We start from the raw sequence: 13,721 nt of genomic DNA, 5'->3' as shown, positions 1-13,721 counted from the left end.
ACAATGGAAGTGGCGATAACGCCGGCTATCAATAGAAAGCAGGGATAAGATGACGATCGATTGGCAAAAAGAAGCCGAGAACTACCGAGACGACTTACTGCAAGACCTCACCACACTGCTGCGCATCGACTCCGCACGAGACGTTGCCCACGGCACCCAAGACGAGCCGCTGGGTCCGGGCCCGGCCAAGGCGCTTCGCGCGATGCTGGCCTTGGCCGAGCGCGACGGGTTCAAAACCCTGAACGTCGACAACGTGGCCGGCCGCATCGAATACGGCGACGGCGACGAGATTTTCGGGCTGTTCGGCCACATGGACGTGGTGCCGGCCGGCCCCGGCTGGGACACCGACCCCTTCGAACCGGTGATCAAGGACGGCAAGCTCTTCGCCCGCGGCGCATCCGATGACAAGGGGCCAAGCATCGCGGCCTACTACGCCCTGCGCCTGATCCGCGACCTCAAGCTGCCGGTCAACAAGAAAATTCACTTCATCATCGGCACCGACGAGGAGTCCGAGTGGGTCGGCATCAACCGCTACCTGGAAAACCAGCCGGCCCCGGATTTTGGCTTTTCACCGGACGCGGAGTTCCCAATCATCAACGGTGAAAAGGGCATCGCGACCTTCAAGGTGACCTTCAAGCCGGTCGCGGCGCATTCCGCCGCCCTCACCCTGACCAGCTTCACCGCCGGCATCCGCACCAACATGGTGCCGCAAACCGCCACGGCAACGCTGACCGGTGACGTCCCGGCCGCGCTGCGCGAGGCGCTGACCACCTTCGGCCCGGCCAACGGCGTGACCGTGGCCAGCCAAGACGCCGCAAGCGGCCTGACCATCACGCTGACCGGCAAGGGCGCCCACGCGCAGGAGCCGCGTGGTGGCGTCAACGCCGCGACCTACCTGGCGGTGCTGCTCGCGCCGTTTGGATTTGACCCCGCCGGCAAGCAGTACCTCACGGCCATCGCGAACCTGATGCACGACGACTCCCGCGGCCACAAGCTGGGCATCGCCTACACCGACAAGCTGATGGGCGACCTGACGGCCAGCCCGGACCTGTTCACCTTCGGCCAAGACGCGGAACAGTCCGTCATGATCAACGTGCGTTACCCGCAAGGCACCGACGCCGAGGCGATTCGCGACCGGATCGAAACCACGATTGGCCCAGACCAAGTCGACGTCACCATCGACGGCCACGCCCAGGGGCCGCATTACGTCTCAGGCGACGACCCGCTGGTGCAGACGCTGCTGGGTACGTTCAGCGACCACACCGGCCTGCCGGTCCACGAGCAGGTGATTGGCGGCGGCACGTACGGCCGCATCATCACCCGCGGCGTCGCGTTCGGTGCCCAGATGCCAGACCAAGAGAACGTGATGCACCAGGCCAACGAGTACATGCCGGTGGCCGACATCATCCGCGCCGTCGCCATCTACGCCGACGCGATCGCGCGGTTGGTCAAGTAACCCACATCGTTCACGGTTTGAAGGACCCGGGCCAAGCGCCTGGGTCTTTTGACCTGCAAGGAGGACCATGCTTGACGTCGCACTGATTCAAAACCGCACCACCGGCTGGCCGGGGCTGACCATTCAGGCCGCGGCGACGCTCGATTCCACGCAGCTGGCAGCCACGCGCGAGCTGGCGACCACGGCGCCACCCTTGGTCGTGCTGGCGGAAACCCAAACCGCCGGCATCGGCCGCACGGGCCACACCTTCAGCTCGCCGGCCGCAGCCGGGCTGTACCTCAGCCTGGCCTTCGCCCCGCCGGCCGACCTGCCGCTTTCGCTGGTCACCCCGGCGGCAGGCGTCGCGCTTCAAGAGGCGATTGCGGCGGTGCTTGACGTCACCACGCAGATCAAGTGGGTCAACGACCTGCTTTGGAACGAACGCAAGGTGGCCGGCATCCTGGCCACCGCGGTGCCGGCGGCCACCGGCGGCGCCTTGCGCGTCATCTTAGGGGTCGGCGTCAACCTGCGGCCCCGGCCGGCGGTGCCACTGGCCGCGACGGCGCTGCCCATCGGCTGGCTGCAAGACGCCCAGGCGCCGGATTGCCGCGCCACCTTGGCCGCCGCCTTCCTCAGCCGCCTGGCGGCCCGGCTGGCGACGCCGGCCGACATCATGCCGGCCTACCGGCAACGCGCCGCCTGGCTGGGGGCGGCCGTCACGCTGACCGGTGCCGGACCGGTGCAGACCGGCACCATCGCCGGCTTCGCCAACGACGGCAGCCTGCAGCTGGCCACTGCGGCCGGACTGGTGACCGCGGCCACCGGTTCAATTCGCCGGCGGTGAGGTCGCACCCAGGCGGCGCAGGCAAAGCCCGACTCAGACGTGACCGCGCCGGCTTGCGACCGCGGTGGGCGATTGCCGAGTGGCGGCTACCGCAACGCCGGTGATCACTCGGGAGGGGGCTCACGCCGCCGCTCCCCCACCCACCATTGCAAAAAGCCTCGCCTTGTCGCGGCCAGCCATCTCGGTTGACCGGCGCTTCAGGCGAGGCTTTTTACTTGGTGCGGTGGACCACCGCCGGCAGGTCGGCTAGGCGGTTCAGGGTATACACTGGGCGAATGGCGGAGCGGTTGGGAACGAAGTGCGGGTTGAACCACACCGAGTCCAGATGCGCGTTTTGGCCACCTTGGATGTCCGAGGTCAGCGAATCGCCGATGATCAGCGTGGTTGCCGGGTCGAAGGAGGGAATCTTGGCCGCAACGTAATCAAAAAAGGTCGTGGTCGGCTTGGGGGCCCCGATCGCATCGGAGACGAACAGTGCGGCGAAGCGGTCGCGGATGCCGGCCTTGGTCAGCCGGGCCTGCTGCACCGGCGCGATGCCGTTGGACACGATGTAGCAACGCGCGGCCTTCAGTTGGTCCAACACCGCTTCGACCCCTGGCAGCAAAATCGCCTGTTGATCCAAAAGCGCGTGGTAGGTGTGCTCGGCCGCGATGCCGTCGAACACCAGGCCGTGCTTGTCAAACAGCGCGGTGAAGCGGGTGGAAAAGATCTGCTCGCGCGGAATCCGGCCGGCCTCGTACTGCCGCCACAGGCTCGCGTTCAGCTTCAGGTAATCGGCCTCAAGCGCCGCCGTGTCGGTCAGCCCCAGGCCGGCGAAGGTCTGGCGCAGGCTCGCCATTTCACCGGCCTTGAAGTCCAGCAGTGTGTCATCAACATCGAATAGTAGCGTTTGGTACATGGGAGCCTCCATTGCGTCTTTTCAGACCAGCGTAGCACAAACGCGGCGGCTTCGCACATCCGCAAGCAGGCCACCGGGTTTTGGGTTATAATAACTGATATTGTGCGACCAACACGAAGGTGGGAACGACTTGAAAACCGGATTCAAACATCAATGGGCACATTTTCGCGGCGACGCGGCGCCCAAACCCAAGAAGGCGCGGCCCGAGCCGCTGCCGAAGTTATCGAAAACAACCTGGCCCCTGTACGTCGACGTGACCCTGCAAACCCTGCGTTCGCTTCTTTACTACGCAATCGGCACCCTAATTGTCCTGGGGGCGCTGGGCGTCGGCATCCTCGGCGGCTACTTCGCCGAGATCATCAACGAAACCAAGGTCCCGTCCAAGGCGGTGATGACCCGCACCCTGGACAACGTGGACAAGGCGACGTCCCTGTACTTCGCCCACAACGTCTCGTTCGGCCACATGAAAAACGACCTGCTGCGCGAAACCGTCGACCTCGCTGGCATCTCGCCTTGGCTCCAAAAGGCGCTGGTCGCCACCGAAGATGAGGACTTCTACGACAACCCCGGCGTCGTCCCCAAGGCGCTGGTTCGCGCGGTGTTCTCCGATCTGACCGGGCTGGGCAGCCAAACCGGCGGGTCGACGTTGACCCAGCAGGTGGTCAAGCTGCAGTTCCTGAGCTCGGAGACCACGTTCAAGCGCAAGGCCGTCGAGATCATGTACGCCTTGCGGTTGAATCACTACTACCCCAAGCAAAAAATCCTGGAGACGTACCTGAACATCGTCACCCTGGGCCGCAACAACAAGGGCCAAAACATCGCCGGGGTGCAGACGGCGGCCAAGGGGCTGTTCGGCAAGAGCGCCAAGGACCTCAACCTCGCCCAGGCCGCCTACATCGCCGGCCTGCCGCAAAGCCCGTCGGTGTACACGCCTTACACCATCACCGGCGCCTTGAAGCCCAAGGCCGAGCTTGACATCGGCCTCAACCGGCAAAAAACCGTGCTGTTTCGCATGTACCGCGCCGGCACGATCACCAACAAGCAGTACCAAGAGGCCAAGGCCTACGATCTGAAGGCCGACTTCCTGCCCCGCGCCGAGGCCACCAGCGCCTCGCAAAAGTACAGCTACGTCTACGAAATGGTGACCAGCGAGGCCACCACGGTGTTGGCCCAGCAGCTGGCCAAAAAAGACGGCCACACCGCAGCCGAGCTGAAGCAAAACACGGCGCTGGCCAACCAGTACCAAACCGACGCGAAGTCGCTTTTGGCCACCAAGGGCTACGCGATCCACTCGACCATCAACAAGGCGGCCTACGACGCGATGCAAACCGTGGTCGCCGAGAACAAGGGGTCACTGGGGCAGACCTACACCACCACCAGCACCGACTCGATCACCGGCAAGACCACCGTCTCCTCGGAACCGGTTCAAACCGGCGCCGTCCTGATGAACAACAGCACCGGCGCGATTGTCAGCTTCGTCGGCGGCACGTCCGGCCAGGTCAACCACATCAACACCAAGCGGTCGCCCGGCAGCTCGATCAAGCCGACGCTGGTGTACGGCCCGGCGATCGAAAACAAGATCATCGGCTCCGGCACCATGCTGGCCGATTTCCCGCATGATTTTGGCGGCTACTCCGTCACCGATTACGGCGGCGTGGTTCAAAACAAGTTCGTCAGCGCGACCACCGCGCTGAAGTTTTCCTATAATATTCCCACCGTGCAGCTCTACTCGCGGCTGCGCCAAAGCGTCGACGTCAAGTCCTACATGGTCAAAAACGGCATCGACACGCTGACCAAAAACGACTACAGCCAGCTCGGCTTGGCCCTGGGCGGAACCGACTACGGCGTGACCGTGCGGCAGGCCGCCGGCGCCTTTGCCACCTTCGAACGCGGCGGCACCCACGTCACCCCGTACGTGATCGACAAAATCGTCGACCCGTTGGGTAACGTCGTCTACCAGCACAAGACCAAGCCCAACCGCGTCTTCTCGCCGGCCACCAGCTACATCATGCAGCAGATGCTCCACGAGGTCGTGGCCTCCGGGACCGCGTCGACCGTACCTTACCTGGTCAACTTCGACACGTCCAACCTGATTGGGAAAACCGGGACTTCCAACGACTACAAGGACGTCTGGTTCCTGGCTTCGACGCCGGGCATGACCATGGCCAGCTGGATGGGCTACGACAACAACGCCGGCGCCAACCACACGCTGAGCTCCGAGGGGTCCGTCGTCAACCAGCGCCTTTGGGCCAAGCTGGTTAACGCCGCCTACCGGGTGATGCCGGATCGCTTCGATCTCACCCGCCAGATGCAGCGGCCAAGCGGCGTCAAGTCGGTGGCCGTCAACGCCGAAACCGGGCAAAAGGCCGGCAGCGTCTTGTACAACGGCAGCACCTTCAACGTCGGCGGCGAGACTTTGACCAGCCTGTACAACAACTGGACGCCGACCGCCACCCAGGCGAAGTTCGCCATCGGCGGCACCGACAGCAACTACGCCCTGTTTTGGGAGCACTTCATCGGCATGAGCAACGGCTACGGCGTCAAGTCCGACGGCAAGGACGAGCCCAAGACCGCGGCCGAAATGCGCCAGGCGCAAAGCAGCAGCACAAGCACCACCGACAGCACCGGCGACGCGGCCGCCAGCACCGACATCGACAGTGCGGCGACCACCGACCCCGAAACCGCGACGCAAGAGGTTCAGGCGAGCGGTGAAACCACCGCCGACACCGAGGCGGCAAGCGGTGAAACCGGCACGGCGACCGAAAGCGGTGGCGCCGGCACCGAGGCCACGCAATCCGAACAGCAATGAACACGCAAACGCCCCTGATCAGCGACTGGCTGATCAGGGGCGTTTTGGCGCCGTGCCACCACGTGAGCTTAAAAGTTGACGCCCAAAATGACAGGGCTTACACTAGCTTCAGATGATTATCTTAGGACGGGGCGGCGGCTTTGATCACAGCCGCAGCACGGCCACCGTCTATGGGGAACGGTCCGGGACATAAGCATTCCCAGTACCCCACTCATGCCATGCCGAACCAGGCAACAACGCCGACGTTTTCGCGCAACGGCCCCCTCCGATTGAGGCCGACCACCAGGGTGTGGACCACCACCCACCGGCTGCGTATTGCCCCGCCTACTCGCCATGCGAGGTAGCTGCGGCGGGGCATTGACCGGTGGCTTGTACCACTTGTACCAAGCGACGCTGCGAGTTGTGCAACTGCCAACTCGCGACCACGGCGTCATCGCACCAACCAGCAAGAACACCGAGGCCGCCGCGCGTTTCCCCCCGCGGTGGCTTCGGCGCGTCCGGCGTAGCCTGTGCCGGACGTTTTTTTGGCGGCGCCAGACGCCAACAGGGCCCTTGCTTGCGCAAGGACCCTGTTGGTCTCACGGTTAGGCCGTGGCGACCGGTTCAGCCGCGCTGATGACGATGTGGCCGTCTTTCAAGTCGGCGACCAGGGCGGTGGCATCCTGGTGATCCAGGTAGTAATCCGTGACCGTGTCGCGGATGTTGGCCTCGATCACGCGGCGCAGCGGCCGCGCCCCCATCGCCTCGTCGTAGCCCTGGGTGATCAGCCACTCACGGGCCGGCTTGGTGACCGTCAGCGTCAGGCCCTTTTTGGCCAGGGTGCGGTTGACGTCGTCGAGCATCAGGCCGACAATCTTGTCCAGGTCCGCTCGGGTCAAGTGGCTGAATTCCACGATGCCATTGAAGCGGTTGAGGAACTCCGGGCGGAAGTACGGCGCCAGGCGGGTCATCAGGTCGCGATCCTTGGCCTGGTCACCGGACAGCGCGGTGTCACCGAAGCCGGCGTTGGAGGTCGCGATGATCACGGTGTTCTTGAAGTTGACCACGTTGCCCTGGCCATCGGTTAGCCGCCCGTCGTCCAGCACTTGCAGCAGCAGGGTCAACACTTGGGGGTCGGCCTTTTCGATTTCATCGAGCAGGACAATCGCGTAAGGGTCGCGGCGAACCCGCTCGGTCAGCGTGTTGCCGTTGTCCTCATAGCCGACGTAACCGGCGCTGGTGCCGATCAGCTTGGAAACCGCGGTGCGGTCGCTGTACTCGGACATGTCGAGGCGAATAATCGCGTTCTTGTCGCCAAAAAGATCCAAGGCGAGCTGCTTGGCCAGCTCGGTTTTACCCACGCCGGTTGGGCCGACGAACAAGAAGCTGCCGATCGGGCGGCTGCCTTCGTCGAAGCCGGCGCGGTTCCTGCGAATCGCCCGGGCGACCATGTCGACCGCCTCGTCTTGACCGATCACCTTGCCCTTGAGCCGGGTGCCGATGGTCTTGAGCCGCTCGATGTCGGAGGCGCCCATCTGCGCCACCGGAATGCCGGTCAGCCGCTCGACGGACTGGGCGACGTCGTCCGGCGTCGCCACCACCGGCTTGGCGGTGGTGGCGGGCGCTTCAAGCTGCGCTTGGACGGCCTCAAGCTCGGTCTTGAGCTTGGCGGCCTGCTCGAAGTCCTCGGCCTTGGCCGCCTGGTCCTTTTGGGTCGTCAGGGCGGCCTGGCGCTTCTCCAGCGCCACCTTGTCGACCACCGGGTGCTTGGCCGCCAGATGCGCCGCGGTCATGTCCAGCAGGTCAATCGCCTTGTCGGGCAGCGTCCGCTGCGGCAGGTACTGCACGGCATAATCCACGTAGGCCTGCAACACGTCATCCGGCAGCTGCACGTGGTGGTGCTGTTCGTAGAGCTTGCGGATGCCCTTCAGGATGGTGACCGTGTCCTTGGCGCTTGGCTCAAGCACCGTCACGGCGTTGAACCGCCGCGCCAAGGCGCTGTCTTTCATGATTGTGTTGCGGTACTCGTCTTGGGTCGTGGCGCCAATCACCGTCAGCTCGCCGCGCGACAAAGCCGGCTTGATGATGTCGGCCAGGCCCTTGCCGCCGCTTTCCTCGCCGCCGGTCGCGCCGGCCCCGAGGATCTGGTGAATCTCATCGAAGAACAAGATGACGTTGCCGGCCTTTTGAACCGCCTTGATCAGGTCCTGAATGTTTTGCTCGAAGCTGCCGCGGTACTGGGTGCCGGCCTCGAGGTTGGCCAAGTCAATCGAGTAGATCTGCTTGTCCTTGACCGCCGCCGGCACGTTGCCCTGCACGATCGCCTGGGCGAGCCCTTCGACCACGGCGGTTTTGCCGACACCGGCATCCCCGACCAAAAGCGGGTTGTTCTTGGTGCGGCGACTCAGGATTTCGGCGGTTTCTTGAATCTCCTTGTCGCGGCCGATCACCGGATCAAGCGTCTTGGCCTTGGCCTCCGCCGTCAGGTTGCGCCCGAGCTTCTCGAGAATGCCACCTGCGGGCTTGGCCTTAGCGCCGGCGTCTTGAACCGGAATCGCCCCGCCGGCCTGGCCCTGCTGGAGTTTGGCCACCTCGTCTGGGGTCAGCTCGTGGCCGTTGACCACGTAGCGGCGGTTTTGACCGTCGCCCATGCGCCGCAGCACATCACTGAAAAAGTCGTCCATGTCGTTGTTGAAAAACGGATCGTTGAAACTTGCCATCATGATTCCCCCTTGTCGCCGGCGAACGCCGGTCGCTACTTGTCGTCCCCACCATTAAACGCGGGTGACGCCTGGTGCCGCAAGCCATCTGCTCACGGCGCGGTGCAAGCAAAAAGACATCCCGATGCGCGATGCCTTCAACGTGTTCGATTCTGCTGGGTGACGCCTTCTTGTTTACATAAACCATGATACCACGGATTTAGCACTCTGTCAACGAGAGTGCTAAATACGGACGAAGGAAAAGGCCGCGCGGCCAATTGGTCGCGCGGCCTTCTGGCGCATGGGCGTTACGGTCACGCCCCGCTGTCTTGGGCCATCGCGTAAAGCACCCCGGCCAGCTCGCCGAACAGGTCGCTTGCGGCGTTCATGTTCCAGCGAAAGCGAACCTGCGGCTTGGTGGCCGCCAGATTGAGCGGCAAGGACGAGGCCTGAATCACCAAGTCGGCCGCCTCGTAGTGGTCGTGCAACAGCTCGACGAAGGGTTGCTGCTGCATGAAGATGATCAGATCGGCGAACCCCAGCATCGTCGGCTCAAGCATCAGCGCCACTTTCACCTTGTGCTGCGGCCGCGCGAAGCGCTGGACCGGCAGCAGGTTGGCGTACAGCGCCTGGGCGACGGCGGCCAGGTCGTGATCGCCCAACCAAGTTAGGCGCTGCTGCATCGCCACGGCCTCCACCGTCTGGTGAACCAGCGCCTCGAGCCTGGGATCGGCCGCTCCCCGGGCCACGCGTTGGTTGAAGGCGTAGGCGACGCTTGCGCCCAGGTCCAACCCGAACGTCGCGACGCTGGTCACCACCGCCAGCAGGTCGGCTTGAATCATCGCCAGCTGCGTGGCGCTCAGGTGATCGGGATCCAGCACGGCGTCGGGCAGCTTACGCATGAAGCGGTCGACGAACTGGTAGAGATCGGCGCTGTAGCGACGGAAGGTCGCGATGGTCGCCGCCACGTCCGGATCCTCGGCCACCGCATACAGCGGCAGCAGGAAGTTGAGCTGGTACATGTGCTGCGACTCGTTGAACTGGGCGATGCGGCTGAGGGCGGCCTGATCGGCAAACAGGTTGGGTACCGGGTAGCTCAGTGGGGCACTGGGCTTGTCGACCACGTGCCCGTGGCTCAGCCTGGCGGCGGTGACGGCGTTGTAGTAGGCCAGCACCTCGCGGATGACCGGGCTTTGGTAGTCGCGCTCGAAGGCCGCCCCGATGGCGGTCACCTGCCGCAACGCCGTGTCGCGCGTGGTCGCCGCAAAGGGCCAGGCCGCCCCGTCGGTCGCCAACCAAAAGGCCGCGGTCAGAAAAATCCGGATCCGCGCCTCGTCGCCGCTCAGGTGCATTTTCTCGTACACAATCCGCACCCCCAGCCGCTTGGCCATATCCCGCAGCGGCCGCAGGTAGCGCAGGCAGGTCACCCGCGACGCGTCGCTGGCGGCCACGAAGGCCTCAAAGTGCGGCAGGTCCTCGGCCAGCACGTGGCGCAGGAACTGGTACACCACCCCCTGGGCGACCAGCGCCATGCGCAGCTCGCCGTCGGGCAACGCAAACAGCGTCGCGGTGTCGGCGTCTGGCGTCTTGGCCAGCACCCGCAACTGCTCCAAAAGCTGGTTGTAGGTGTAGTACAGCGTCCCGTAGTTCTTGCCCGTCAGGTTGGCCACGCGGCGCAGGTTGACCTCTTCGATCACGCGCGGCGTGCCGGCCAGCTGCTCTTGAACGCGCGTCGCCACTGGCAGCTCGGTGCGTTTGAGGTGCTGAATGGTGCGATACAAGCTGAGCTTCTCCCAGGCGCTTTTTTGCAAGAACAGGTCGACGGACTCTTTCACAAGGCTTCCTCCAGATTGCGCAGTGGCGCAGACTAATCGCTTTCATTATACCGAATGAAGCCGCAGGCCGACAAGTCAATTGTTGTTTAATGTCGGCGGATTGGTTGAAAAAGTTGATCAAAGCGCGGCCTCATCGCAACTCGCCTCGGACCTGCCCCAGCCGTCGCGTTATTTGATTAGGGCCTATCTAATTCGGCACCAAAAAACCGCCGGGTGGCATTCCCGACGGTTCATAGGCTGATTCGATTGGGCTAGCTCAACAGCACCGCGTCGTCACTCAGCTCCGCGCCGCTTTGGGCCTTGAACAGGCGCATCAGGTCGGCGACGGTCAAGCCCTCTTTTTCGGGGCCCTTGAGATCCACGGCGATGCGACCGTGATCGAGCATGATCAGGCGGTTGCCGTAGCGCAGCGCGTCTTGCATGTTGTGGGTGATCATCAGCGTGGTGATGTGTTGTGCGGCGACCAGCTGCTCGGTCAGCGCCATCACCGTCGCGCTGGTCTGCGGATCAAGCGCCGCGGTGTGTTCGTCCAAAAGCAACAGCTCCGGTGCCTGCAGCGTCGCCATCAAAAGCGTCACCGCCTGGCGCTGACCGCCGGACAGCAGGCCGATTTCGGCGGTCAGCCGGTCCTCCAGCCCCAGGCCCAGGCTGGCGAGCTTTTGCCGGAACAAGTCGCGGTCGCGCCGCTTGACGCCGCCGGCCCAGAAATTGCGCCACTGACCGCGCTTGAGGGCCAAAGACAGGTTCTCCTCGACGGTCAGCCGCGGGGCCGTGCCGGCCTTGGGATCTTGAAAGACCCGGGCGATCAGCTTGGCGCGTTTGGCCACGCCTTGGTAGGTGACGTCCTTGCCGGCGATGCGAACCTGGCCGTGGGTGACGGGAATCGAGCCGGCCACCGAGTTGAGCAGCGTCGACTTGCCGGCCCCGTTACCGCCGATGATCGCGACGAAATCGCCGGGGTCAAGCGTCAGGTCGATGCCCTTGAGCGCGTGGTTTTCGTTGACCGTTCCCTTTTCGAAGTACTGGTGCAGCTGCTTGACTTCTAAGGCTTTCATGCTAATCCTCCTTGGCCATCCGGGCCTTGTTTTCGCGCCGTTCGCGCCACTGCACCAGCCCCTTTTGGACCAGCGGCAGGGCTAGGAACACGGCCAGCATCAGGGCGTAGAACAGGCGCAAGGCGTTCGGGTCGACGCCCATGTCGAGCACCCAGGCGATGATCAGGCGGTAGATGACGGCGCCGACGATGATGGTGACCAGCCGGGCCCCGAAGCTGAGGTTCCGCACCAGAATCTCGGCGATGATGATGGCGGCCAGCGCAATCACCAAGGTGCCGATCCCCATCGAGATGTCCGCGTAGCCATTGGTCTGGGCCATCAGGCTGCCGCTCAGCGCGATCAAGGTGTTAGACACCATGTAGACGATGATCTTCATCGTGTCGTTGTTGATGCCGTTGGCCGCGCTCATCGCCTGGTTGTCCCCCACCGCCCGGGCGGCCAGGCCCATTTCGGTGTTGAAGAAGTAGACCAAGGCCACAATCACGATGGCGACCACCACGGCCCCCACCAGAATCGTGTCCCAAGTGCTGTCACCGAGGTCAACTAGGGAAAAGGCCGTCTTGACGTTGGCGAGCAGCGACACGTTGGCCTGCCCCATGACGAACAGGTTGACGGAGTACAGCCCGGTCATGGTCAAAATCCCGGTCAACAAGTCTGGAATCTTGAACTTGGTGTGCAAGATGCCGGACACCAGGCCGGCCAAGGCGCCGCCACCGGCGCCGAGCAGCGTGGCCGCAATCGGGCCGACCCCCGACACCAGCGCATGGGCGGTGATGGCGGCCCCCAGCGGGAAGCTCCCTTCGGCGGTCATGTCGGCGATGTCCAGAATGCGGAACGTCAGGTAGACGCCGATGGCCATGACGGACCACAGCAGGCCCTGCGAAACACTTGAGATCAAAATATCCATTGTGCCTTGTCCTCCAATAATGGGCCGGCGCAGTGCTGCACCGGGTGAGTAGCGTTGTGTGGTGATCCGAGTGCGACCCCGTCGCCGCCGCAGCGCCTGAGAGCCGAAACCTTACTTAGCGGCGTTGGCCGCGTCTTGCGCGGTGATGCCGAACGCCTTCATCATCTTCTCGTTCTTGATCACGGTGACCTTGGCCGGCGCCTCGACGGCCAGCTTCTTGACCTTTTGGCCGCGCAGGATCTTCACGGCCAGCCGGCCGGTTTGGCGCCCCAGTTCCTTGTAGTCGATGCCGATGTTGGCGACGCCGCCGTCTTCAACCATGGTCGAGGCCGCCGGCACCACCGGCACCTTTTTGGCCAAAGACACCTTGCCGACCGTGGCCATTGCGGCGGCGACGGTGTTGTCCGTCGGCGCGTAGATCACGTCGCTTGAGCCGGCCAGGGACTCCATCGCCTGCTGCACGTCGTTGGTCGAGGCGACGGTTCGCTTGGTCACCTTGAGCCCCAGTTTCTTGGCGGCCTTCTCGGCGGCCTGGACCTGGACAATCGAGTTTTGCTCGGCGGCGTTGTAGATCATGCCGACCGTCTTGGCCTTGGGGAAGAGCTTGTGCATGTAGCTGATCTGGGCGGGAATGTCGACTAGGTCGACGACGCCGGTGACGTTCTTGTCCGGGGCCTTGAGGTCATCGACCAGCCCGGCCGCCTTGGGGTCGGTGACGGCGGTGAAGACCATCGGCGTCTGGTTGTCTTCCTTGAGCAGCGCCTGGGCCGCCGGGGTGGCGATCGCCAAGTTGACGTCGTTGTCGTCCTTGGCCAGGCGTTCGCTCATCGTCTTCAGGTTGGCCTGGTCGCCTTGCGCGTTGACGTAATCGATCTGGACCTTCTTGCCCTTGTAGCCAGCCTTGGCCAGCGCCTGGGTGAAGCCCTGCCGCGCGTCGGTCAACGCGGTTTGGTCGATCAGCTGCAACACCCCGATACGCACGGTGCCGTCGTCGGCCTGCGCCTTCTTGCCGCAAGCGGCGAGCGTCATCAGCATGGCGGCGGCAGCCACCCCGGTCAAAACTTTGGTCATCTTCATGATATTTCTTCCTCCTGAGTTGTCTGACTGACAAAAAACAGCCAGCCACGGGGACACAATTCCACGTGGCTGGCCATCGATTTTTTCCGGAAAAAGAAAGGCCACATGGATTGTGTTAATCCATGTGGCGGTTGATTGCACATTTAACTGCGCCGGCCTCATGGATGTGAACCGCGGTTCACA

The 13,721-nt window shown here is 63.8% G+C and carries 9 protein-coding genes; 3 read left to right on the top strand and 6 right to left on the bottom strand.

What is annotated here, in order from left to right; translation table 11 throughout:
• Positions 1–49 precede the first annotated feature (49 nt).
• On the top strand, positions 50–1,456 hold the full coding sequence (gene pepV / locus ACYVRZ_RS04040; RefSeq protein WP_461225043.1) for a dipeptidase PepV: 1,407 nt from the start codon (positions 50–52) through the stop codon (positions 1,454–1,456).
• Between the two features lie 67 nt (positions 1,457–1,523).
• A complete protein-coding gene (locus ACYVRZ_RS04035; RefSeq protein WP_461225041.1) occupies positions 1,524–2,279 on the top strand; it encodes a biotin--[acetyl-CoA-carboxylase] ligase in 756 nt (251 codons plus the stop codon).
• 211 nt (positions 2,280–2,490) lie between these two features.
• Here the strand turns inward: ACYVRZ_RS04035 and ACYVRZ_RS04030 are convergent, their stop codons facing one another.
• Complete coding sequence (locus ACYVRZ_RS04030; RefSeq protein ID WP_461225039.1) at positions 2,491–3,177, bottom strand: YjjG family noncanonical pyrimidine nucleotidase; 687 nt, start codon at positions 3,175–3,177, stop codon at positions 2,491–2,493.
• Between the two features lie 130 nt (positions 3,178–3,307).
• On the opposite strand from ACYVRZ_RS04030, the gene ACYVRZ_RS04025 reads away from it, so the two are divergent.
• On the top strand, positions 3,308–5,986 hold the full coding sequence (locus ACYVRZ_RS04025) for a transglycosylase domain-containing protein (protein WP_461225037.1): 2,679 nt from the start codon (positions 3,308–3,310) through the stop codon (positions 5,984–5,986).
• 584 nt (positions 5,987–6,570) lie between these two features.
• Here the strand turns inward: ACYVRZ_RS04025 and ACYVRZ_RS04020 are convergent.
• From ACYVRZ_RS04020 to ACYVRZ_RS04000, 5 genes are all read right to left on the bottom strand, one after another.
• Positions 6,571–8,685, bottom strand: coding sequence for an AAA family ATPase (locus ACYVRZ_RS04020; protein WP_461225035.1), 2,115 nt, complete (start codon positions 8,683–8,685; stop codon positions 6,571–6,573).
• 293 nt (positions 8,686–8,978) lie between these two features.
• Positions 8,979–10,499, bottom strand: coding sequence for a helix-turn-helix domain-containing protein (locus ACYVRZ_RS04015; RefSeq protein ID WP_461225034.1), 1,521 nt, complete (start codon positions 10,497–10,499; stop codon positions 8,979–8,981).
• Positions 10,500–10,750: 251 nt separating this feature from the next.
• A complete protein-coding gene (locus tag ACYVRZ_RS04010; RefSeq protein ID WP_461225033.1) occupies positions 10,751–11,554 on the bottom strand; it encodes an ABC transporter ATP-binding protein in 804 nt (267 codons plus the stop codon).
• A 1-nt stretch (position 11,555) separates the two neighbouring features.
• The gene (locus tag ACYVRZ_RS04005; protein ID WP_461225031.1) at positions 11,556–12,461 is read right to left on the bottom strand and encodes an ABC transporter permease; all 906 of its coding nucleotides are present in this window, start codon (positions 12,459–12,461) and stop codon (positions 11,556–11,558) included.
• A 111-nt stretch (positions 12,462–12,572) separates the two neighbouring features.
• On the bottom strand, positions 12,573–13,538 hold the full coding sequence (locus ACYVRZ_RS04000; protein WP_461225029.1) for an ABC transporter substrate binding protein: 966 nt from the start codon (positions 13,536–13,538) through the stop codon (positions 12,573–12,575).
• Positions 13,539–13,721 lie beyond the last annotated feature (183 nt).

The sequence above is a fragment of the Lacticaseibacillus suihuaensis genome, assembly GCF_054785075.1.
Note: the sequence above shows the minus strand (reverse complement) of the source record. Positions and strands in the feature narration are given on the sequence as shown.